21 protein-coding genes and 2 pseudogenes are annotated in these 21,879 nt (G+C 41.2%); 18 read left to right on the forward strand and 5 right to left on the reverse strand.

Annotation, left to right across the window (positions count from 1 at the left end; all coding sequences use genetic code 11):
* Positions 1–54: 54 nt before the first annotated feature.
* From C1G53_RS02100 to asnA, 3 genes are all read left to right on the forward strand, one after another.
* On the forward strand, positions 55–813 hold the full coding sequence (locus C1G53_RS02100; RefSeq protein ID WP_105117487.1) for a DUF3883 domain-containing protein: 759 nt from the start codon (positions 55–57) through the stop codon (positions 811–813).
* A gap of 50 nt (positions 814–863) precedes the next feature.
* A complete protein-coding gene (locus C1G53_RS02105; protein ID WP_105117553.1) occupies positions 864–1,925 on the forward strand; it encodes an MmcQ/YjbR family DNA-binding protein in 1,062 nt (353 codons plus the stop codon).
* Positions 1,926–2,020: 95 nt separating this feature from the next.
* On the forward strand, positions 2,021–3,013 hold the full coding sequence (gene asnA, locus C1G53_RS02110; protein ID WP_105117488.1) for an aspartate--ammonia ligase: 993 nt from the start codon (positions 2,021–2,023) through the stop codon (positions 3,011–3,013).
* A gap of 53 nt (positions 3,014–3,066) precedes the next feature.
* Here the strand turns inward: asnA and C1G53_RS02115 are convergent, their stop codons facing one another.
* Both C1G53_RS02115 and C1G53_RS02120 read right to left on the reverse strand, forming a co-directional pair.
* Positions 3,067–3,492: a thioredoxin family protein gene (locus tag C1G53_RS02115; protein ID WP_105117489.1), complete on the reverse strand. Its 426-nt coding sequence runs from the start codon at positions 3,490–3,492 to the stop codon at positions 3,067–3,069.
* An 8-nt stretch (positions 3,493–3,500) separates the two neighbouring features.
* The gene (locus C1G53_RS02120; RefSeq protein ID WP_161941350.1) at positions 3,501–4,226 is read right to left on the reverse strand and encodes an excalibur calcium-binding domain-containing protein; all 726 of its coding nucleotides are present in this window, start codon (positions 4,224–4,226) and stop codon (positions 3,501–3,503) included.
* Positions 4,227–4,506: 280 nt separating this feature from the next.
* Between C1G53_RS02120 and typA the strand changes: the two genes are divergently transcribed.
* Positions 4,507–6,354, forward strand: a complete 1,848-nt coding sequence (typA, locus tag C1G53_RS02125) for a translational GTPase TypA (protein ID WP_105117491.1) — start codon at positions 4,507–4,509, stop codon at positions 6,352–6,354.
* Positions 6,355–6,371: 17 nt separating this feature from the next.
* Entirely contained in the window at positions 6,372–6,623 is a 252-nt protein-coding gene (locus C1G53_RS02130) for a DUF3165 family protein (RefSeq protein ID WP_105117492.1), read from the forward strand.
* Between the two features lie 103 nt (positions 6,624–6,726).
* Here C1G53_RS02130 and C1G53_RS02135 read toward each other — a convergent pair whose 3' ends face one another.
* A complete protein-coding gene (locus tag C1G53_RS02135; protein WP_105117493.1) occupies positions 6,727–7,929 on the reverse strand; it encodes a mechanosensitive ion channel in 1,203 nt (400 codons plus the stop codon).
* Between the two features lie 229 nt (positions 7,930–8,158).
* Here C1G53_RS02135 and murD point away from each other — a divergent pair, with 229 nt between their 5' ends.
* The 13 genes and pseudogenes from murD to ileS all read left to right on the forward strand — a co-directional run bounded on the left by murD (position 8,159) and on the right by ileS (position 20,816).
* Complete coding sequence (gene murD, locus C1G53_RS02140) at positions 8,159–9,511, forward strand: UDP-N-acetylmuramoyl-L-alanine--D-glutamate ligase (protein WP_105117494.1); 1,353 nt, start codon at positions 8,159–8,161, stop codon at positions 9,509–9,511.
* Positions 9,511–10,575 carry a UDP-N-acetylglucosamine--N-acetylmuramyl-(pentapeptide) pyrophosphoryl-undecaprenol N-acetylglucosamine transferase gene (locus C1G53_RS02145; RefSeq protein ID WP_105117495.1) on the forward strand — a complete coding sequence of 355 codons (1,065 nt, stop codon included), beginning with the start codon at positions 9,511–9,513 and terminating at the stop codon, positions 10,573–10,575. The genes murD and C1G53_RS02145 overlap by 1 nt, the downstream gene beginning before the upstream one ends.
* Positions 10,576–10,580: 5 nt before the next feature.
* The gene (locus C1G53_RS02150; protein WP_105117496.1) at positions 10,581–11,555 is read left to right on the forward strand and encodes a cell division protein FtsQ/DivIB; all 975 of its coding nucleotides are present in this window, start codon (positions 10,581–10,583) and stop codon (positions 11,553–11,555) included.
* 145 nt (positions 11,556–11,700) lie between these two features.
* Positions 11,701–13,077: a cell division protein FtsA gene (gene ftsA, locus C1G53_RS02155; protein ID WP_105117497.1), complete on the forward strand. Its 1,377-nt coding sequence runs from the start codon at positions 11,701–11,703 to the stop codon at positions 13,075–13,077.
* 25 nt (positions 13,078–13,102) lie between these two features.
* A pseudogene (ftsZ, locus tag C1G53_RS02160) lies at positions 13,103–14,105 on the forward strand (cell division protein FtsZ); the annotation flags it as partial.
* An 80-nt stretch (positions 14,106–14,185) separates the two neighbouring features.
* Positions 14,186–14,338, forward strand: a pseudogene (locus C1G53_RS13660) (cell division protein FtsZ); the annotation flags it as partial.
* A gap of 1 nt (position 14,339) precedes the next feature.
* Complete coding sequence (locus C1G53_RS02165) at positions 14,340–15,011, forward strand: YggS family pyridoxal phosphate-dependent enzyme (protein ID WP_105117499.1); 672 nt, start codon at positions 14,340–14,342, stop codon at positions 15,009–15,011.
* A 19-nt stretch (positions 15,012–15,030) separates the two neighbouring features.
* The gene (locus tag C1G53_RS02170) at positions 15,031–15,585 is read left to right on the forward strand and encodes a cell division protein SepF (RefSeq protein WP_105117500.1); all 555 of its coding nucleotides are present in this window, start codon (positions 15,031–15,033) and stop codon (positions 15,583–15,585) included.
* A 4-nt stretch (positions 15,586–15,589) separates the two neighbouring features.
* Positions 15,590–15,853, forward strand: coding sequence for a YggT family protein (locus C1G53_RS02175; protein WP_105117501.1), 264 nt, complete (start codon positions 15,590–15,592; stop codon positions 15,851–15,853).
* Between the two features lie 2 nt (positions 15,854–15,855).
* Positions 15,856–16,647 carry an RNA-binding protein gene (locus C1G53_RS02180; protein WP_105117502.1) on the forward strand — a complete coding sequence of 264 codons (792 nt, stop codon included), beginning with the start codon at positions 15,856–15,858 and terminating at the stop codon, positions 16,645–16,647.
* An 8-nt stretch (positions 16,648–16,655) separates the two neighbouring features.
* The gene (locus tag C1G53_RS02185; protein WP_105117503.1) at positions 16,656–17,345 is read left to right on the forward strand and encodes a DivIVA domain-containing protein; all 690 of its coding nucleotides are present in this window, start codon (positions 16,656–16,658) and stop codon (positions 17,343–17,345) included.
* A gap of 231 nt (positions 17,346–17,576) precedes the next feature.
* Positions 17,577–18,014, forward strand: a complete 438-nt coding sequence (locus tag C1G53_RS02190) for a GNAT family N-acetyltransferase (protein WP_105117504.1) — start codon at positions 17,577–17,579, stop codon at positions 18,012–18,014.
* Positions 18,015–18,026: 12 nt separating this feature from the next.
* Positions 18,027–20,816, forward strand: a complete 2,790-nt coding sequence (ileS, locus tag C1G53_RS02195) for an isoleucine--tRNA ligase (RefSeq protein WP_105117505.1) — start codon at positions 18,027–18,029, stop codon at positions 20,814–20,816.
* Between the two features lie 84 nt (positions 20,817–20,900).
* On the opposite strand, the gene C1G53_RS02200 is transcribed toward ileS, so the two are convergent.
* Together C1G53_RS02200 and C1G53_RS02205 are read right to left on the reverse strand one after the other, a co-directional pair.
* Positions 20,901–21,209: a DUF1827 family protein gene (locus C1G53_RS02200; RefSeq protein ID WP_105113716.1), complete on the reverse strand. Its 309-nt coding sequence runs from the start codon at positions 21,207–21,209 to the stop codon at positions 20,901–20,903.
* Between the two features lie 55 nt (positions 21,210–21,264).
* A complete protein-coding gene (locus C1G53_RS02205; RefSeq protein ID WP_105113717.1) occupies positions 21,265–21,723 on the reverse strand; it encodes an NUDIX hydrolase in 459 nt (152 codons plus the stop codon).
* Between the last annotated feature and the right edge of the window lie 156 nt (positions 21,724–21,879).

The raw sequence follows: 21,879 nt of genomic DNA on the forward strand, positions 1-21,879 counted from the left end.
AAAGGCTGGGTTTTGTGGTATAATGGGGATAATAAATTGGAACAGGTATAAGTTATGAGTAAGCACAAATATTACCATCTATTAAATTTAATTGGCTATGGTCTGGCTAAATTTGATACCCAGTTAATCAAGCAATTTGGTTTCAATACAAAGACGGATTTTTATCAGTATTTTGTTCAGCTTGGTTTAACTGAAACGACAGGTGTTGTCAAGCAACGTATGGATTTATTTGATCCTTATTTTGAGAATGGTCGGCGGGGTTGGTGGCAGAAAAAAGATGTTTATGAGCATCGAAAATTATTTATAGATAGTTTGTTTGGAACTGCAGATGTAACGGAATTTGCAGATATTTTGAAAATGAGCTTAAAAGAAGAGGGGTTCTTAAAGGACATTTTTGTGGCTCAAAAACCAATTATTCAAACACGATTTCGGAAATTGCAGGAAACCGGTCTAGAAGCAGAGCAATACTTTTTGCAACATTTCCAGTCAGTACCTCTGTTTAAAGCAGGGAGTATTGAAGATGCTCGTTTGTATGGTGATGGATATGATTTTCAAATCACAACAACAGAAAGGGTATTTTTATCCGAAGTAAAAGGAATTCGAGAAAACAGAGGTCGTTTCAGAATGACTGAGAAAGAATTTTTGAAAGCGAAAGAATTTCCAAATCAATTTGTCTTATCTTTAGTGTTAAATTTGGAGAGTATCCCTAGAATTGTGACGATTGAAAATCCATTGAAAGAGTTGGGCTTTAGAGAAAAAATAGTCCAGTCAAAAGCAGTAAAGGAGTATCATGTTCTTGAGGATATTTATTAAAGAGAAACTCACAGATTATTCCTCTATTTTCTAGGAAGCAAGGATGAATGATGAACAAATCTAATTCTTACCAAATCCACCTCCCCTCCCTCATCCCTTTCGGTTTTATCCTCTCCAACAATCGTTACATCTATCGTGAAGTGTTCATGGAGGGGCAGTTAGAGGCGGTGGTGGAGGTCGATGAGGCTGGTCAGCTGTCGTCCTATGTCTGGGATTGTGAGATGGAGGAGGTCTATACCGCCCATCTGGTGACTGCGCCAGCGGGGGCTTTTGTGGGGCAGGTGCGTGAGGCTTACCAGACCATTTTGGGTCGGGTAGAGGAAGCCTGCTGTATCGCTCTGCCATTTACCAAAGACCAAAGCAACCGCCTAGCCCAGCTCATCAAGGAGCAGTGGGGCGACCTTCCTGACTATCCCTTTGCCAAGTTGCCGACCTATGGGGCTTTTCGCCATCCCAACAATAACAAGTGGTATGCCCTGGTCAGTCAGATTCCGAGGGACAAGCTGGATGGGAGCGATTCTCAAGAAGAGGTGGAGATTGTCAATCTCAAGGTTGACGGTCGGGAAATAGCAGAGCTGCTGAGTCAGTCGGGCATCTTCCCTGCCTACCATATGTCGAAGAAGACCTGGGTGTCGGTCTTACTGGATGATACGATGGAGGACCAGACGGTGTTTGCCCTCCTTGAGAAAAGTCGTTTTATGTTGGGACCAAAATCTTATAAGGCGGAGCAGGGGCCTGATTACTGGGTTATTCCAGCCAATCCCAAGGTCTATGATATTGATACTGAGTTTGCGGAAAATAAGGTAGTCTATTGGCCGCAAAAATCAACCATTCAAGCTGGGGACATCGTAGCCATCTACGTGACGGCGCCTGTACAGGCCATTCGCTATGTTTGTCGGGTTTTGCAAGCCAATGTCACCAATCATGGTCAGTCGGATATCCCAAGGGACAAGTCAGTCATGCAGGTCGAGTTGATTGCACAGTTGCCAGATGAGTTTTTGCCAAGAGAGCGCATGATGGACCTAGGAGTGAAAGCTGTCCGTGGTCCTAGACGGTTGACAGAAGAGTTGATAAGAGAATTGCAGAAACCCTTTTCTTATCAGGATTTCTAATAGTTCATTAAATTATCAGAATATTTAATAAAAAGGCTTTACAAGTTGAAAAAAAAGAGTATAATAGGTGTATCAATTTTACGAGGAGGTAAGGTATGAAGAAAAGCTTCATTCATCAGCAAGAGGAGATTTCTTTCGTCAAAAATACATTCACACAGTATTTGAAAGACAAGTTAGAAATCGTAGAAGTACAAGGACCGATTTTAAGTCGTGTCGGGGATGGTATTCAAGATAATTTGTCAGGAGTGGAGAATGCCGTGTCAGTTAATGTCAAATTGATTCCAGATGCAACTTACGAAGTCGTACACTCTCTTGCTAAGTGGAAGCGTCATACCCTGGCTCGATTCGGTTTTAATGAAGGAGAAGGGCTCTTTGTTCATATGAAGGCCCTGCGTCCTGATGAGGACTCCTTAGATGAAATTCATTCGGTTTATGTGGATCAGTGGGACTGGGAGAAAGTTATTCCAGCAGGTCGTCGTAATCTAGCTTATTTGAAGGAAACGGTTGAGCAGATTTATAAGGCCATCCGCCTGACAGAATTGGCTGTGGAGGCTCGCTATGACATTGAGTCTGTTCTTCCAAAGAAAATCACCTTTATCCACACGGAAGACTTGGTGAAAAATTTCCCAGACTTGACGCCAAAAGAGCGTGAAAACGTTGTTGCCAAAGAATACGGCGCAGTCTTCCTAATCGGTATCGGTGGAGAACTGGCAGATGGTAAGCCACATGATGGTCGTGCTTCGGACTACGATGACTGGACTAGTCCATCAGAAGGGGATTACAAGGGGCTCAATGGGGATATCTTAGTCTGGAACGAAGTTCTGGGTTCAGCTTTTGAATTGTCATCAATGGGTATTCGAGTTGATGAGGCAGCCCTTCGTCGTCAGGTAGCCATTACTGGTGATCAGGCCCGCCTAGAGTTTGACTGGCATAAGGCGCTCTTGAGCGGCTTGCTTCCACTGTCTATTGGTGGTGGGATTGGTCAATCTCGTTTGGCCATGTTCTTGCTTCGTAAGAAACATATCGGTGAAGTTCAATCTAGCGTATGGCCACAGGAAGTGCGTGATAACTTTGAAAATATCTTGTAAGATGAGTATATAAAAAATGATAGGTTTCAAAAAGGAAGTCTATCATTTTCTATTTAATATTGTTTCAAGAACTGCTCAATTTCTTCAAGTGGAGTCTGACTTCCTTTTTCAAGATAAGTTTGTTTTTCACCATTTTGATAGAAGGTTAAGTGAGGAACTGTTTGTATATTTTGAGACGATACAAAACTTTTTACAGGGTCACTAGATTCTTCATCTGTATTGAGATAGTAAACGGGAACTTGTGTATCTTGAATGGCTTTTTCCAAATTTGGAAAGAATTTTTGACAATAAGGACAGGTTGGTCGTCCTACATAGAGATAGAAGTCTTCTCGGCTGCGTATCTTTTCTTCCACTTCTTCAAGCGAAATAGACTGAGTGGAGGTGATAACCTCTGATTTAGCTTCTTGAGAAGGTTTGCAGGCATAGAAGATCACCAAACAGAGCAATAAACAAATACAGCTGACAAATTTTTTAATCATAATTTCTATCACTGTCTAGTCGGTTCGCATGCACGACCATCCCCGTCTCTATCCAAATGTGGGCCATAACCAGGTTGGCCAGATAGAATAGGTTTTAAACTTTCAGGGACTGCAGAACAATTTGGATAGTAAGGTGCAGCTGGTTCAGTTTGTGTAGGAGTTGCTGGTTCAGTTTGAACAGGGGTCTGAGGTGCTTCTATAGTAGGTGGTGCAGGAGGAGTAACATACTGAGTTGTAATTTGCTGTCCTAGGGACGTCGCATAGAATTTAACACCTTCTTGTGACCAGCCATGACTAGGGAGAACATTGTACTCATTTAGGTCTGTTGTCCAATGGTGAAGCCCACGGAGTTTGAAGTTATAAACGCGGTAAATTGGGACGGTACCACCAGAGTAGAATACTGGTTGTCCGTTGTTATCAGATGTCCAACCGTGTTTAGCAGTTAATTCCGCCACTTCATTGGTGTCGCTAGTATAGAGATGGTTCTGAAGACCAGCATTATAAAGTCTGTATACAGGTGTGCCAGTGTCAGGGGCATTCCAACCAATACCTTCGTATCCCCAACCATGTTGGTTATATAAAACATCTTTTTCATTTGCATCAGTGGTATAAAGATGTTCACCATTCTGTCGGTTATATAGGCGATAGATAGGAGTATCTGCAGAAACGCTTGTTTGGATACTTGCTCCGATAAGGAGAGCAGCTAACGATATAACGAATGTCTTCACTTTCATTTTGAAGAATCTCCTTTCATATTTCTTTAAGTATATCATATTCAATCATAAAATAAAAGCGTTTTCTATACATGTTATTATATAAAAAGTTTAGTGTTTAAAATAGATAGATATAGGTGGTAGAACAGATTATTTAATTATAGGTTCAACGCTGGCTACAGATTCTTTCCTAGATTCTTTCAAACTTTTGTCTGAAAACATTTACAATGTGATTATCTGTGATTTTTTCGCCAATCTATGATATACTTTTTTAGTTAAATTAAAAGATACAGAGGATATTATGACAAAACTTAGAGAAGACATCCGTAATGTAGCCATTATTGCCCACGTTGACCACGGAAAAACAACCCTCGTTGATGAATTATTGAAACAATCCCAAACCCTTGATGAACGTACGCAGTTGGATGAGCGTGCCATGGACTCAAACGATATCGAAAAAGAGCGTGGTATCACTATCCTAGCTAAAAACACTGCTGTTGCTTATAACGGTACTCGTATCAACATCATGGACACACCAGGGCACGCGGACTTCGGTGGTGAGGTTGAGCGTATCATGAAAATGGTTGACGGTGTTGTCCTTGTCGTAGATGCTTACGAAGGTACTATGCCACAGACCCGTTTTGTATTGAAAAAAGCCCTTGAACAAAACTTGACGCCAATCGTCGTTGTTAACAAGATTGACAAGCCATCTGCTCGTCCAGAAGAAGTTGTGGATGAAGTCCTTGAACTCTTCATCGAACTCGGTGCAGATGATGACCAGTTGGAATTCCCAGTAGTTTATGCATCAGCTATCAACGGAACTTCTTCCTTGTCTGACAATCCAGCAGACCAAGAAGAAACCATGGCACCAATTTTTGATACCATTATCGAGCATATTCCAGCGCCAGTCGATAACTCAGATGAGCCTTTGCAGTTCCAAGTATCGCTTTTGGACTACAATGACTTCGTAGGTCGTATCGGTATCGGTCGTGTCTTCCGTGGTACTGTTAAAGTAGGTGACCAGGTTACCCTTTCAAAACTAGACGGCACTACTAAAAACTTCCGCGTTACTAAACTTTTCGGTTTCTTCGGTCTTGAGCGTAAGGAAATCCAAGAAGCAAAAGCTGGTGACTTGATTGCCGTTTCAGGTATGGAAGACATCTTCGTTGGTGAAACGGTAACACCAACTGATGCGGTTGAGCCACTTCCAGTTCTTCGTATCGATGAACCAACACTTCAAATGACCTTCTTGGTCAACAACTCACCATTTGCAGGTCGTGAAGGTAAGTGGGTAACATCACGTAAAATCGAAGAACGTCTTTTGGCAGAATTGCAAACGGACGTATCTCTCCGCGTAGAAGCTACTGACTCGCCAGACAAATGGACTGTTTCAGGTCGTGGTGAATTGCACTTGTCTATCTTGATTGAAACCATGCGTCGTGAAGGTTATGAGCTTCAAGTATCACGTCCAGAAGTTATCATCAAGGAAATCGATGGCGTGAAAATGGAGCCATTTGAGCGCGTGCAAATCGACACACCAGAAGAATACCAAGGTTCTGTTATCCAATCTCTTTCAGAGCGTAAGGGTGACATGTTGGACATGATTTCAACTGGTAATGGTCAAACTCGTCTTGTATTCCTTGTACCTGCGCGTGGTTTGATTGGTTACTCAACTGAATTCCTTTCAATGACCCGTGGTTACGGTATCATGAACCATACTTTCGACCAATACTTGCCTGTTGTTCAAGGTGAAATCGGTGGTCGTCACCGTGGTGCCCTTGTTTCTATCGACCAAGGTAAGGCAACTACATACTCAATCATGCGTATCGAAGAGCGTGGTACAATCTTTGTCAACCCAGGTACTGAAGTTTACGAGGGAATGATCATTGGTGAAAACTCACGTGAAAATGACTTGACTGTGAACATCACGACTGCTAAACAAATGACCAACGTTCGTTCAGCAACCAAGGACCAAACATCAGTTATCAAAACACCGCGTATCTTGACTCTTGAAGAATCCCTTGAATTCTTGAACGATGATGAATACATGGAAGTAACGCCTGAGTCTATCCGTCTTCGTAAGCAAATCTTGAATAAGGCAGAACGTGACAAGGCAGCTAAAAAGAAAAAATTAGCAACTGAAGAATAATTCCGAGGAGAAGAGCTATGTTTTACCTCATCCTAGCGATTTTATTGGTACTCTTTTATATTTTTGTAGCCCCTAAAAATGTCAAGGGGACTATCAATTTGATTTTAGCAGTGTTTTTGCTAGTCGTACTAGTTATCGCGCTCATTCTTGGATTTCTAAAAATCATGCAGTTTTCTACAAATTTCTGGCTTGGTTTGATCATGATTTTCATTGGGGTCTGGGCTATGAGGGATATTCACTATCTAGATAGTTCTCCTAAAGGAAAATAAGTTAATAATAGAATAAAAGGCTGGACAGTTGGTCCGGCCTTTTTTCTCAGGATTTTAGGGTATAAAAAATAGCCCAAGCGAGTGTTCAGGCTATTTGTAATGGTTATTCTTTGTCAATTTTCTTTTCTAATTTTTCAAGTTGTCTTGCAGCAAAGTCACGACCACCTAAACCGAAGGCAAGGGCGAAGGCTACTGCTAGTGCACCAAGAACAATTGTGAAGGTTGATTGAACGATATGTTGTGCAAACTTCAATTGATCGAGAGCCATGAAGACTGCAAATACGATAATCAAGTAGCGTACAATTGTGATAACAAGAGGGCTATCCGTAACTTTTTGTAGGAAGTTAGCTACTAGATTGCTTGCGATGATTGCCAAGATAACAATAGCAACAGCGCTGATAAGTGATGGCAGGTAAGCAAGTAGGGCAGAACCAACAGAATTAAATACTTCAAGGTTCAATACTTGGATAGCTTGGATAAAGAAGAAAACGATGATGATAGCACGAACGACTTGAGTAATGATAGCTGACAATTCAAAGTTAGCTTCTTCTTTAGCGAATAGGTATTTAGAGTAGTTGTTGATACCGGCAGTTTCAAGAAGATTTTCAAGAAGGTTGCCAATCAATTTAGCTACAAAGCTACCAACTGCAATCAAGATAAGGGCAACCAAAACATTTGGCAAGATACCGATTACTTGATTAAGAATGGTAACGATTGGTTGAGAAATACTTGTGATACCAAGTGTTTCCAAAGCCAAGGTTAAGATCGGAATGAAGATCAATACATAGACAACAGTTGATAGGACAGAAATGATTTGTTTGCTGTCAAATGGCAATTTTTCCTGACCAGTAACTTTAGTGTACCATGCATCAATATCCAAACGTTCTAGGACACCAGTCAACAGACCTTTGATAAATTTGCAGAAGAAAGTTCCAACAAAGATAATCAAACCAGCTGCAATCATGTTTGGAATAAAGGCAAAGAATTTCTCAAACATGCTAGAGATTGGATCTACCGTGCTACTGATATTCAAACCAGACAAGATAGATGGAAGGAAGAAGAGAATCACAAGGAAGTAAACAAGTTGACCAAGTGTTTTGATGAGGGCTTGGCCGTTATCTTCAGGCTTGATAACACCCCATTCTTGTAATTTTTGTGAGAACTGGATTTTGTTCAAACCAGCTAGAGTTAGCTTGCGTAATAAGCCAGCCAACACAAAGGCAATGATAACCAGGACAAGCATACGGATGACGCCTGGTAAAGCAGAAAGCAAAGGATAGAATAAACTATCGATTATATTTGTCATATAATACTCCTTAAATATAATATTTTTCGCTATTAGTCTACCATGTTTACATACAATTGACAAATAAGTTGGTTTTTTTCTGTTCTGCATGCTATTCACTCCCTTTGGCTTGAAAAAGCTTCTTGTAAAGGGTAAAATAAAGTGTTAGAAAATACTTATTCTTGAAAAGGATAATCGGTCATTTGACAAGAGTTGATTGACTATGATAGAAAATGAAGGTAACTAGAATATGAAAGTGACTGAAATTGTAAAAAATAAAAAAGTTTTGGTGCTCGGTTTGGCTAAGTCGGGCGAATCGGCAGCTCGCCTATTGGATACCTTAGGGGCTATTGTAACAGTAAATGACGGTAAGCCATTTGAAGAAAATCCGACAGCTCAAGGACTTCTTGAGGAAGGAATTCGTGTGGTTTGTGGTAGCCATCCGCTGGAGTTGTTGGATGAGGATTTTGCTCTTATGGTTAAGAACCCAGGTATCCGCTATGATAATCCGATGGTTGAAAAAGCCCTTGAAAAAGGTATACCGGTCTGGACGGAAGTTGAATTGGCCTACCTGATTTCAGATGCTCCGATTATCGGAATTACAGGGTCAAATGGGAAGACAACAACCACAACCATGATTGCGGAAGCTCTAAATGCAGGAAATAAGTCTGCAAAATTATGTGGGAATATTGGCTATCCAGCCTCTTCTGTCGCGCAAACAGCGACCAATGATGATACTCTAGTAATGGAGTTGTCCTCTTTCCAATTGATGGGAACAGAGGCTTTCCATCCAAATGTAGCAGTTATTACTAATTTGAGTGCCAACCATATTGACTATCATGGAACCTATGAAGAGTATGTGGCAGCCAAATGGATGCTTCAACGCCAGATGACTGAAGAAGATACGATTGTTCTGAACTTCAATCAAGAAGAAGCCAAGGATTTGGCTCAAAAAACCAAGGCTAAAGTTCTTCCGTTTTCAACCAAAGAAGTGGTGGATGGTGCCTATTTACAAGATGGCAAACTCTATTTCAAGGGTGAGTTCATCATGGATGCAGACCAAATTGGTGTTCCAGGAACTCATAATATTGAGAATGCCTTGGCAACGATTGCTGTTGCTAAGTTGTGGGGAGTTGATAACCAATCTATTCAAGAAAGCTTGTCTGCCTTTGGTGGAGTGAAACACCGCTTGCAGTTGGTTGGTAAAATCAAGGGAGTGACCTTCTATAACGATAGTAAATCGACCAATATCCTAGCAACTCAAAAAGCCTTGTCAGGTTTTGATAATAGCAAGGTAATCTTGATTGCTGGTGGTTTGGATAGAGGCAATGAATTTGATGACTTGGTTCCAGATTTGCTTGGTTTGAAGAAAATGGTTATTCTGGGTCAATCAGCTCCGCGGGTTCAGCGAGCAGCAGACAAGGCTGGAGTACCAACTCTTGCTGCAAAGGATATTGCGGACGCAACTCGGAAGGCCTTCGAAGCAGCAGAAGAAGGGGATGTTGTGCTCTTAAGTCCTGCCAATGCAAGTTGGGATATGTATCCAAACTTTGAAGTGCGTGGAGATGTTTTCTTGCAGACCTACGAGGAGTTATGTAACTAATGAAAAAAATTGTTTTTACAGGTGGAGGTACTGTGGGTCACGTGACCCTCAACCTTCTCTTGATTCCCCGTTTTATTGAAGATGGCTGGGAAGTTCACTATATAGGTGATGGAAATGGAATTGAGCATGAGCAGATTGTAAAATCAGGCTTAGATGTACGCTTTCATTCGATTGCTACAGGAAAATTACGCCGCTATTTTTCTTTCCAGAATATGCTGGATGTATTTAAGGTTGGTTTTGGGGTCCTACAATCGCTTGCTATTATTGCAAAAATTAGACCCCAGGCCCTGTTCTCAAAAGGTGGTTTTGTATCAGTTCCGCCGGTCATTGCTTCTAAACTTCTAGGGGTACCTGTTTTTATCCATGAGTCTGATTTGTCCATGGGTCTGGCCAATAAAATTGCCTACAAATTTGCAACAACTATGTATAGTACCTTCGAACAGCCTGCAGGTCTGACCAAGGTCAAACACGTTGGGGCTGTTACCAAGGTAGGGCAAAGCAATGATAAAGTTACACCAATCCAGTTGCCAGAAATCCTTAGTCATTTTGACAAGTCCTTACCTACTCTCTTATTTGTAGGTGGTTCAGGAGGTGCCAAGGTATTTAATGATTTGATTAGTCAGAATAGCCTAGCTCTAACAGAACGGTTCAATATTATCAACTTGACAGGGGATAGTAGCCTTAACCGATTAGATAGAAACCTATATAGAGTTGACTATGTAACAGAACTATACCAGCCCTTGATGGATTTGGCGGATGTGGTTATTACGCGAGGAGGCTCCAATACCTTGTTTGAGTTGATTGCCATGCAACAACTTCACTTGATTGTGCCCCTGGGACGTCAAGCTAGTCGAGGGGATCAGATAGAAAACGCTCTCTATGCGGAGAAAAAAGGGTATTCCAAACAAATTGATGAAAGTCAATTGACCTTGGAAAATCTACTAGCCGAAGTTGAAAATTTATTGGAAAACAAGGAATTTTACAAAAATAATATGGCTAACTCTAAAGAAATCCAATCTGTAGATAGTTTTTACAATTTATTGCGGGATGATATGGGGAGGTAGGTGCAATGACACAAAAAAATGATAAAGAACCTACTAGCCAAGAACAACCCGACTTAGAAGTTCCTTCTATGGAAGCCTCTAAGGAAGAAAAAAGTGCTTTTTTTGAACAGTGGAAGGCCAAGCATCAAGCCTATTTAGCAAGTAAGGTGAAAGCGGATAATAGTGAGGAAGTTCCTTCAATGGTTCAAGAGAAGAAAAAGCTTTTTCAGGGGATTAAGAAGCCTGGCAAGCTTAGCTCTGTTCCTAAGAATAAGTTGGAAGGAAAGAAGATTAAGCAAGTAGAAATACCTAAAAAAGTAATTTGGAAATCTGTCCCTATTTTAGTGGTCAGTTTATTACTTGCGGCCCTTTCTCTCTACTTCATTTCCCCAACTAGTAAGGCGAAAGACATTGTTGTCAAAGGTCAGGATAAGCTGACAGCAGAACAGGTCATCAAATATAGTTTGATTTCGGATAAAGACTATGTTGTGACCACTCTATTGAATGCACCAGCTTACGCTGAGAATGTGAAAAAAAATAATCCATCTGTGGAAACTTCGGAGATTAGCTATCAGTTTCCAAACCAGTTCACTATCCGCATCAAAGAATACGCTATCATTGGCTATATTCAGCAGAACAATCAGCTTTACCCTGTTTTATCTAGTGGTAATATAGGTACTGAGGTTGTAGCAGTAGATACCTTGCCGGAAACCTATACGACCATTCAATTATCAGATAAAAATCAGGTAAAACAATTAGCCATTGCCCTTGGAGAGATTGAACCGACGATTAGGGAGAAAATCCAGACTGTAAGTTTAACTCCAAGTCAGGTAACAGCTGATTTATTGACATTCAATATGACAGATGGAAATACAGTTTTGGTGCCCCTTAGTGAACTGACCGAAAAACTTGTTTATTATACAAAAATTGCGGCAGAAGCAGAGGGACCAATAACAATTGATATGGAAGTTGGTATCTATCGCTATTCAAGTGAAATTTGATAGTTGGGTAAAGAAAAAATTATAAAATAATCCTTTATTATCCCCAAATTCGAATAGAATATGGTATAATGAAAGATGACTAATTATACTATTTTTTAAAATGGAAGATGATTTGTTAAAGTGGAAGTAAGAGAGGACTGATAGAATGGCTAGAAACGGCTTTTTTACGGGATTAGATATTGGAACAAGCTCCGTTAAAGTCTTGGTTGCAGAATATAATGAAAATGAAATGAACGTAATTGGTGTCAGCAATGTGAAAAGTGCTGGTGTCAAGGATGGGATTATTGTCAATATTGAGGTTGCTGCAGGTGCAATAAAGAAGGCTATCGAACAAGCCGAAGAGAAGGCGGGAGTCCGAATCGACAGAGTAAATGTTGGTTTGCCAGCAAATCTTCTACAAATTGAACCGACTCAAGGCATGATTCCTGTAACAACAGATTCACAAGAAATTACAGATGTGGATGTAGAGAATGTTGTGAAGTCGGCATTGACAAAGAGCATGACACCAGAACGTGAAGTGATTTCGTTTATTCCAGAAGAATTCATAGTCGATGGTTTCCAAGGGATCAAGGATCCTCGTGGTATGATGGGTATTCGCTTGGAAATGCGCGGGATGCTCTATACTGGACCTCGTACTATTCTTCACAATCTACGAAAAACAGTTGAACGTGCGGGTGTGCAGGTAGAAAACATTGTTATTTCTCCATTAGCTTTGACACGTTCAGTGTTAAATGAAGGAGAACGTGAATTCGGTGCCACTGTTATTGATCTCGGTGGAGGTCAGACAACAGTAGCCGTCATGCGTGGTCAAGAATTACAGTACACCAACATCTACCAAGAAGGTGGAGATTACATTACAAATGATATTTCAAAAGTGTTGACCACTTCAAAAAGCATCGCTGAAAACTTGAAATTTAATTACGGAATTGCTTTTCCTCAAGAATCTAGCGATAAGGAAAAGTTCACAGTTGAAGTGATTGGTGAAAATGCGCCAGTTGAGGTGACAGAACGTTATCTATCAGAAGTGATTGCAGCTCGACTTCGTCAGATTTTTGAACGTGTAAAACAAGATTTAGAACGAACTCGCGCCTTAGACTTACCAGGAGGTATTGTTCTTGTAGGTGGCGGTGCTATTCTACCAGGTATTACCGAGTTGGCACAAGAAGTATTTGGAGTAAATACAAAACTCTTTGTTCCAAATCAGATTGGCATACGTAATCCTTCGTTTGCTAGTGTTATCAGTTTTGTAGAGTATGTGGGAGAACTTGAAGAGGTTGCAGACATCGCTCAACGTGCTGTAAATGGTGAGACAATATTAAGACATAAGCCTGTAGATATTCCTATAGCACGTCCACGTATTAGTCAACCCATTCAGAAGGAGATTGTGAATGAGCTGAACGTGGTAGAACATGAAGAACCAGTAATTCCTGCCTACAGTAATGAGGTAGAAGAGAGTCGTCCAGCGACCAAAGGAAACCTAACAGATCGTATCCGTGGTTTGTTTGGCAGTATGTTTGAATAAGAGAATAGAAAAGGTGATATAAACTATGGCATTTTCATTTGAAGCAGCAGCAAGTCATGGTGCTGTCATTAAAGTTATTGGTGTCGGCGGCGGTGGTGGTAATGCCATCAACCGTATGATTGAAGAAGGCGTAGCTGGTGTTGAATTTATTGCAGCTAACACAGATGTACAAGCGCTAAGTAGTTCAAAAGCAGAAACGGTTATTCAGTTAGGTCCTAAGTTGACTCGCGGTCTAGGTGCTGGAGGTCAGCCTGAAGTTGGTCGTAAGGCGGCTGAGGAAAGCGAAGAAGTGTTAACAAACGTTCTTTCAGGAGCTGATATGGTCTTCATCACTGCTGGTATGGGCGGTGGCTCAGGTACAGGTGCAGCACCAGTTATCGCACGTATTGCCAAAAATTTGGGTGCATTGACAGTAGCTGTTGTAACACGTCCATTTGGTTTTGAAGGAAACAAACGTGGCAACTTTGCTATCGAAGGTATCGAAGGCCTTCGCGAACAAGTAGATACTCTGTTGATTATTTCAAACAATAACCTTCTTGAAATCGTTGATAAGAAGACACCGCTTTTGGAAGCTTTGAGTGAAGCTGATAATGTTCTTCGTCAAGGTGTCCAAGGAATTACAGACCTGATTACCAATCCTGGTTTGATTAACTTGGACTTTGCGGATGTGAAGACAGTTATGGAAAACAAGGGTAATGCTCTTATGGGTATTGGTATCGGTACTGGTGAAGACCGTGTTATTGAAGCCGCTCGTAAAGCAATTTACTCACCACTTCTTGAAACAACTATCGATGGTGCAGAAGATGTTATTGTCAACGTTACAGGTGGCTATGATATGACCTTGACGGAAGCAGAGGATGCATCTGAGATTGTTCATCAAGCAGCTGGTCAAGGAGTGAATATCTGGTTGGGAACATCTATTGACGAGACCATGAAGGATGAAATCCGCGTAACCGTTGTAGCGACAGGTGTTCGTCAGGATGCGGCTGAAAAAGCTGTCCGTTATCGTACAGAAACTGTTTCACCACGTCAGACACAACGTTTTGATTATCCAGTAGCTCCAGCAACGGCTCCAGTTCGCACTGCAGTAGCTCAGGTAGAAACACCAAAAGCTTCAGCATTTGGTGAATGGGACTTACGTCGAGAAAATCTAATCCGTCCTACTGATACAGAACCAGCTTCAACAGTAGCTGTCGAGAAGTTTTCTATGGACCATGACGAAGATGAGTTGGATACACCACCATTCTTCAGAAACCGTTAGGATGGATTTACAAAAGAATACGGATGCTGTCTTTATGGCTGTGGCTCAGGCAGCTGAAGAGGCAGGACGTCCAACTGAATCTGTGAATGTAATAGCTGTCACCAAATATGTTGACAGCTCTATTGCTAATAAGCTTGTGAAGACGGGGGTCACTCATATAGGCGAAAACCGAGTGGACCTGTTTTTAGATAAATATAATGCCTTGGCAGATCAAAATCTTACCTGGCATTTAATTGGAACACTGCAAAGACGCAAGGTTAAGGATATCATCAATTTTGTCGATTATTTTCATGCCTTGGATTCTGTAAAGTTAGCCAAAGAAATTGATAAAAGAGCTACTAGAAGAATTAAGTGTTTTCTGCAAGTGAATATATCTGGTGAAGAAAGTAAGCATGGATTTGACCTATCAGAGATTGATGAGGTCTTGTCTGAAATAGCTCAATTTAAAAACCTTGAGTTGGTGGGCTTGATGACAATGGCTCCTTTTGAGGCAGATGAATTGGAACTGCATTCCATTTTTTCTAAAATGAAGCAAGTTCAAGAAGAATTGTCAAATCGGCAGTTACCAGGAATGCCTTTTACAGAATTAAGTATGGGCATGAGTGGTGATTTTGAGATAGCCATTGAACATGGGGCTACCTATGTGAGAATCGGCTCTGCGTTTTTTGAATAGGTGAGGTAGGAAGAAAACCGTGGCACTAAAAGATACATTTAAAAATTTATTTAATTATTTTGAGGTTGACGATGTAAATGAAGTAGCTGAGCAAGAGGAAGCATATTCCATGCCAAATGAACGTCCTAAGATGCGTGTTGCCAATACGACACAAACTGTTAGTGAGCATCAGCAAAAGCCTGAAACACGTAGAGAAACACGTTCAGACTATCAAGTTCAGCGATTAAGTGAAAAACAACAAGATTTAAAAAATACAGTTATTAGTGATATGGCTAGGACAACCATTGACATTAAGTTTCCAAAACGCTATGAGGATGCTCCAGAAATGGTCAATTTGCTGTTAGATAATGCAAGTATTTTGATCGATTTTCAGTATATGTCAGAGCAACAGGCTAGACGTTGTTTGGATTATTTAGATGGAGCACGCTCTGTTCTTTCTGGTAATTTGAAGAAGGTATCAAATACCATGTGGCTATTGACTCCTGTAAATGTTACTGTACATATTGAAGAATTGCGTAATGCAAATAATGGTCAAGGGGCAGATTCGTCATTTGATTTTGATATGAAACGCTAAGAATATGCAATTTCTGATTTTAATCCTATTAAAATTTGTAGAGATTTATTCCTATCTCTTATTTGCCTACGCTTTATTGAGTTGGTTCCCTGCTCTATTCACAAGTCCCCTTGGTCGTTTCTTAGAAAGTCTAGTTAGTCCGCTCTTGAAACCCTTTCGGCGCTTGAACTTACAATTTATGGGCTTAGATTTGACAGTCCTGGTGGCCATGCTAGTCTTGAATATGGGAACGCGCCTATTGGTGCAACTCTTAGTTGGCCTGGTATAAAGATGAAGAGTGAAAAGCATATTTTGGAACATTTTGCCCGAGAGGAGAGGGAATTTGTCGAGAAGGTGATGGATATGTGTCAGCAAGTTGAGGATACTTATTCCTATAGATTGACAAGTTTTCTAAATCCTAGGCAGGATGCTATTGCTCAGATGATTGCCAATTATTACCACTTACAAGCGTTTTCGACAAGGGATCTTGTCCCAACAGAGTATTCTCGTGTCATTCTTGCTCCTAGCTACTATGTCTTGGACAAAAAAGATTTTGATGTGATGGCCCTAGAACTTGTCTACTCTAGAAAGTTTCACAGTTTATCACATTCACAGGTACTGGGAACTTTCTTGAATAAATTGGGTATTCGGAGAGAATACTTAGGTGATATTCTTAATAGAGAAGATGAGTTGCTCATTTTTTTGGATAAGAAGTTTGGAGAACTGGCAATTCAGACCATTGTTAAAATTGCAAGGGTTCCTGTTAAGCTGATGGAACGAGATTGGCAGTCTATGTCAATTAAAATGAATGATGAGGTCCGCTTTAAGGAAGTATTGGTTTCCAGTATGCGATTGGACAAGTTAATTGCAGTAGCCTTCCATCTGTCACGAACCAAGGTAGATAAGTTGATTACAGCTGGTCATGTAAAATTGGATTATGTTCAGGTAGAACAAGCAGGTAGGCAGGTTGAGTTAGGACAATTGATTAGTCTTAGAAAGTACGGAAGAATTCGAGTAAGCGAACTTTTAGGTTTTTCTAAGCAAGGTAAAGTAAAATTAAAGTTAGAAATGATTAAAACATAGGGGGAAAAATGGCACTTACAGCACTAGAATTAAAAGATAAAACTTTCGCAACCAAATTTAGAGGTTACGATGCGGATGAAGTGGATGACTTTTTAGATATTGTGACTCGTGATTATGAGGATTTAACTCGTAAAAACCATGAACAAGAGGCAGAATTAAAGACTCTTCGTGAACGATTGGCATATTTTGATGAAATGAAGGAGTCCTTGAGCCAGTCTGTTCTCTTAGCACAAGATACAGCTGAGAAAGTAAAACATGCTGCAGAAGATCAAGCAGCAAATATTATTAAACAAGCAGATTATGATGCCGCTACTTTATTGCACGAAGCAAAGGATAAGGCAAATGAGATCCTTCGTAATGCGACAGATAATGCAAAGAAAGTTGTAATTGAAACAGAGGAATTAAAGAATAAGACACGTATTTTCCATCAACGATTAAAATCAACAGTGGAAAGCCAGCTATCTTTGATAAATTCTCCAGAATGGGAAGAAATTCTCCGTCCAACAGCTACCTATATTCAAACTAGCGATGATGCTTTCCGCGATGTCCTTCATAAGGCTTTAGATGAGGAAGTATCCATTGAAGAGGATAGCTTAGACTATACCCGTCAGCTAAGTCCAGAGGAAATTGCAGAATTAACTCGTCAGGCAGAAGCTTTTGATAAAGGGGAAACAGTTGAAGTTTCCGTGACAGAATAGTTTTCAGATACAAAGACAGTATTGCTAGAAATATATTCAGCGAGTAGGTGATGGTGGAAGACCTGCAATCCCTTTCTAGTCAAGGATCCCTTTGTCTGATCTTTCCTGAACAGTTAAGTAGGGAAAGACGTCGGTTCACGTTACGAACATAGAGGGATGGGGGAAACCCTATCTAAACTAAGGTGGTACCACGAACTTTCGTCCTTATTGGCGGGAGTTTTTTTGTTTGTTATGATCGGATTAGAATTAGTAAATAAGGATAATTTTGAAGAAGTCTTGCAAGTGCAGGTCTTAGAAGAGGACCAGCGTCGAGTTGCCTCGGTTGAATATTCTCTGGCTCAGGCTTGGCTCTATCGGGAGGAGGGACATCTGCTTCCTTATGCAGTCAAATCAGGAGAGAAAATCGTAGGTTTTGTATTGTTGTCTATACAAGAAGACAAGAGCTACTATGTGTGGCGTTTGTTAATAGACAGGCATTGTCAAAATAGAGGCTATGGTAAGGAAGTCATCCGGCAAGTGATTGGTCTGGCTAAGGAAGATCCAAGTTGCCACACAGTTACCATGAATTATGTAATCGGCAATCATAAAATGCGGTACATCTTAGAAAAATTTGGCTTCCAATCAGTTGGTATGATTGGACAAGAAATAAAAATGGAATTAACTTTTTAAAAAGGAGATAAAATGAAATTAAAAGAAACCCTCAACTTAGGTCAAACGGCCTTCCCAATGCGTGCAGGTTTACCAACTCGTGAACCAGAATGGCAAAAGACTTGGGATGAAGCAAACTTGTATGCTCGTCGTCAAGAACTTAACGCAGGCAAGCCTGCCTTCCACCTACACGATGGCCCTCCATACGCAAATGGGAATATCCACGTTGGGCATGCTTTGAACAAGATTTCAAAAGACATCATCGTTCGTTCTAAGTCCATGTCAGGTTTCCGTGCCCCCTTTGTACCAGGTTGGGATACGCACGGTCTTCCGATTGAGCAAGTCTTGGCAAAACAAGGGGTCAAGCGCAAGGAAATGGACCTGGTAGAATACCTTGAAATGTGTCGTGATTACGCTCTTAGCCAGGTTGACAAGCAACGTGATGATTTCAAGCGCTTGGGTGTTTCTGCAGACTGGGAAAATCCATATATCACCTTGACTAAAGACTACGAAGCAGCTCAAATCCGTGTTTTTGGAGCTATGGCGGACAAGGGCTATATCTACCGTGGTGCCAAGCCAGTCTATTGGTCATGGTCATCTGAATCTGCTCTTGCAGAAGCTGAAATCGAATACCATGACATTGACTCTACTTCTCTCTACTATGCCAACAAGGTCAAAGATGGCAAGGGGCTCTTGGATACGGATAGCTACATTGTTGTCTGGACAACCACTCCATTTACAGTAACCGCTTCGCGCGGTTTGACCATGGGAGCAGACATTGACTATGTCTTGGTTCAACCTGCTGGCTCAGACCGTAAGTACATCTTGGCAGAAGCCTTGGTTGACAGCTTGGCAGCCAAATTCGGTTGGGAATCCTTTGAAGTGATTTCAAAACACAAGGGTGCTGAATTTGAATATATCGTGACCGAACACCCATGGGATGCTGAAGTTGATGAATTGGTTATCTTGGGTGACCACGTCACAACGGATTCGGGTACTGGTATCGTCCATACGGCTCCAGGTTTTGGTGAGGATGACTACAATGTTGGTGTCAAATATAACTTGGAAGTTGCCGTAACGGTCAACGAACGTGGCTTGATGAATGAAGCTGCGGGTCCTGATTTTGAAGGTCAATTCTATGACAAGGTTGTACCAACGGTTAAGGAAAAATTGGGTGACTTGCTCCTTGCTAGCGAAGTCATCAATCACTCCTACCCATTCGACTGGAGAACCAAGAAGCCAATCATCTGGCGTGCAGTGCCACAGTGGTTTGCCTCTGTTTCTAAATTCCGTCAGGAAATCTTGGACCAAATTGAATCAACGACCTTTATTCCTGCTTGGGGTAAAACACGTCTTTACAACATGATCCGTGACCGTGGTGACTGGGTCATCTCTCGTCAACGTGCTTGGGGTGTGCCGCTTCCAATCTTCTATGCTGAAGACGGCACAGCCATTATGACAAAGGAAGTTACAGACCACGTTGCTGCCCTTTTTGAAGAGCATGGTTCTATTATCTGGTGGAAATCAGAAGCCAAAGATCTTTTGCCAGCTGGTTTCACTCATCCAGGTTCACCAAATGGCGAATTTACCAAAGAAACAGACATCATGGACGTTTGGTTTGACTCAGGTTCCTCTTGGAATGGCGTCATGAATGCCCGTGAAAACCTTGCCTATCCAGCAGACCTATACCTAGAAGGTTCTGACCAATACCGTGGTTGGTTTAACTCATCCTTGATCACCTCTGTAGCCGTAAATGGTCATGCCCCATACAAAGCTATCTTGTCACAGGGCTTTGTCCTTGATGGTAAAGGCATGAAGATGTCTAAATCTCTAGGGAATACCATCCTTCCAAGTGATGTTGAGAAACAATTTGGTGCAGAAATCTTACGTCTGTGGGTAACTTCTGTGGATACTTCAAACGATGTGCGTGTATCAATGGATATTCTTGGACAGGTTTCTGAAACCTACCGTAAAATCCGTAATACCCTTCGCTTCTTGATTGCCAACACTTCTGATTTCAATCCTGCAAGCGATGCGGTAGCCTACGACGAACTTCGTTCTGTTGACCAGTATCTTTTGGTGAAATTTAACAAGTTGGTAGCTCAAATCCGTGAAGCCTACGACAATTATGATTTCATGGCTATCTACAAGTCTGTCGTAAACTTTGTGACTCTTGATTTGTCAGCTTTCTACCTCGATTTTGCCAAAGATGTCGTCTACATTGATGGTGCTAAATCACTTTCTCGTCGTCAGATGCAGACAGTATTCTATGACATCTTGGTGAAAATTACCAAGCTCTTGACTCCGATCTTGCCACACACGGCAGAAGAAATCTGGTCCTACTTGGAACATGAAGCAGAAGAATTTGTACAATTGGCGGAAATGCCAGAGGTGGAAACATTTGGCAATGAAGCGCAGCTTTTAGCTGATTGGGAAAGCTTTATGGTCTTCCGTACAAAAGCTCAAAAAGCCTTGGAAGAAGCACGTAACGCTAAAGTGATTGGTAAATCGCTAGAAGCACATCTGACTGCCTATGTGTCACTTGAAACCAAGTCCTTCTTGGAGAGCTTGAATGCAGACCTGGCTCAGTTACTCATCGTTTCAAACTTGACAGTAACCACGGAAGCAGCTCCTGAAAGTGCACTTGTGGTGGATGAAGTTGCCTTTGCTGTAGAACGTGCAGCCGGTGAAGTGTGTGATCGTTGCCGCCGCATTGATACTAGCGTTGTTGAGCGTAGCTATGGTGCAACAATCTGTGACCACTGTGCTAGCGTAGTAGAAGAAAACTTTGCTGAAGCAGTAGCTCAAGGTTTTGAAGCCTAAGCAATCCATATTCGTTAATTAAAGTCTATCTAGCGATAGGCTTTTTTATTGTTAATTGGTCAAAAAAAGAAGCCCGTTGGCTTCTTAGATTTCAGTAATAATGGGAATAGACATTTCAATCAACCGTTCGGTATGGATGGTTTGAATAGCAGCCTTGTCAATTGTTCGTTCATCAATCTTGCGGTGAAGGAAGAAATCACGGATTTTTTCGATTTCGGATTGTTGCACAGCCCTGTATTTGTTGCTGATTAAGAGTTCATAGTGACGAGGGGCCTGGGTGAAAATAACATCTGTATTACCAGCAGAATAGGTTTCTACTAGAAAGGCATCGGTATTGGCCAACTGATTTTGGACCAGGTATGAATGACTATTTGTCGTATTTATGATTTTCATGTGGAACCTCCTACATCTCTTTAGTTCCATTATAGCACGCTAGGGGGTGTTTTGGCTAGTTATCAGATACATTTTCTTGCAATTTCCATTGTTCAATTCCCCACTTGTGACTGCCTCGTTTGAGTTTTTCGATGGCCTCATCGATTGGGAACCAGGCAATGTGGTTAAAATCCTCTAAAGGTAGGCCGACCTGGTGATAGCTGGTCACTTGATAGATGTAAGCGGGGTTGTAGAAGTAGGTATCTCGATGGCTAGAGTAGAAATATTCGTCAGCCTGACCATAATAGTGACCAATTTCGGCTGTAAAACCAAGCTCTTCCATTAGTTCGCGTTCTAGGGCGATGAGATGATTTTCCCCTTTTTCGATTTCCCCACCTGGTAGGAACCAAGCACCATTTGGTGCTTGAACGAGGATGATATTTTCTTTCTTTTCATCAGGGATAACAGCATAGACACCAAATCGATTTTGATAGTCTACGTCAGCCTTCTTTTCTCCAAAAACGGCAATATTCATAGTAAACTAAGTCCTTTTTACAATTGAGATGACTATATTATACCATTTTTCTTACATTTTTCCTCAGACTAGACTTTTCTGGTCAAATCAGGTATTTTTTATATGTGAGGAAGGATTTTTGAAAAAAGGGAACTGGTCAAGTTGCCAGTCCCACTT

The organism is Streptococcus suis (assembly GCF_002960445.1).
Taxonomy (GTDB): domain Bacteria; phylum Bacillota; class Bacilli; order Lactobacillales; family Streptococcaceae; genus Streptococcus; species Streptococcus hyiners.

Bases quoted from the DNA above. Each gene is read 5' to 3' on its own strand.
- C1G53_RS02100 (WP_105117487.1), top strand. From the start codon at position 55: ATGAGTAAGCACAAATATTACCATCTATTAAATTTAATTGGCTATGGT.
- C1G53_RS02120 (WP_161941350.1), bottom strand. From the start codon at position 4,226: ATGAAAGTGAAGACATTCGTTATATCGTTAGCTGCTCTCCTTATCGGA.
- typA (WP_105117491.1), top strand. From the start codon at position 4,507: ATGACAAAACTTAGAGAAGACATCCGTAATGTAGCCATTATTGCCCAC.
- ftsA (WP_105117497.1), top strand. From the start codon at position 11,701: ATGGCTAGAAACGGCTTTTTTACGGGATTAGATATTGGAACAAGCTCC.
- asnA (WP_105117488.1), top strand. From the start codon at position 2,021: ATGAAGAAAAGCTTCATTCATCAGCAAGAGGAGATTTCTTTCGTCAAA.
- C1G53_RS02130 (WP_105117492.1), top strand. From the start codon at position 6,372: ATGTTTTACCTCATCCTAGCGATTTTATTGGTACTCTTTTATATTTTT.
- C1G53_RS02175 (WP_105117501.1), top strand. From the start codon at position 15,590: ATGCAATTTCTGATTTTAATCCTATTAAAATTTGTAGAGATTTATTCC.
- ileS (WP_105117505.1), top strand. From the start codon at position 18,027: ATGAAATTAAAAGAAACCCTCAACTTAGGTCAAACGGCCTTCCCAATG.
- C1G53_RS02135 (WP_105117493.1), bottom strand. From the start codon at position 7,929: ATGACAAATATAATCGATAGTTTATTCTATCCTTTGCTTTCTGCTTTA.
- C1G53_RS02185 (WP_105117503.1), top strand. From the start codon at position 16,656: ATGGCACTTACAGCACTAGAATTAAAAGATAAAACTTTCGCAACCAAA.
- C1G53_RS02150 (WP_105117496.1), top strand. From the start codon at position 10,581: ATGACACAAAAAAATGATAAAGAACCTACTAGCCAAGAACAACCCGAC.
- C1G53_RS02165 (WP_105117499.1), top strand. From the start codon at position 14,340: ATGGATTTACAAAAGAATACGGATGCTGTCTTTATGGCTGTGGCTCAG.
- C1G53_RS02190 (WP_105117504.1), top strand. From the start codon at position 17,577: ATGATCGGATTAGAATTAGTAAATAAGGATAATTTTGAAGAAGTCTTG.
- C1G53_RS02115 (WP_105117489.1), bottom strand. From the start codon at position 3,492: ATGATTAAAAAATTTGTCAGCTGTATTTGTTTATTGCTCTGTTTGGTG.
- C1G53_RS02180 (WP_105117502.1), top strand. From the start codon at position 15,856: ATGAAGAGTGAAAAGCATATTTTGGAACATTTTGCCCGAGAGGAGAGG.
- murD (WP_105117494.1), top strand. From the start codon at position 8,159: ATGAAAGTGACTGAAATTGTAAAAAATAAAAAAGTTTTGGTGCTCGGT.
- C1G53_RS02205 (WP_105113717.1), bottom strand. From the start codon at position 21,723: ATGAATATTGCCGTTTTTGGAGAAAAGAAGGCTGACGTAGACTATCAA.
- C1G53_RS02145 (WP_105117495.1), top strand. From the start codon at position 9,511: ATGAAAAAAATTGTTTTTACAGGTGGAGGTACTGTGGGTCACGTGACC.
- C1G53_RS02105 (WP_105117553.1), top strand. From the start codon at position 864: ATGAACAAATCTAATTCTTACCAAATCCACCTCCCCTCCCTCATCCCT.
- C1G53_RS02200 (WP_105113716.1), bottom strand. From the start codon at position 21,209: ATGAAAATCATAAATACGACAAATAGTCATTCATACCTGGTCCAAAAT.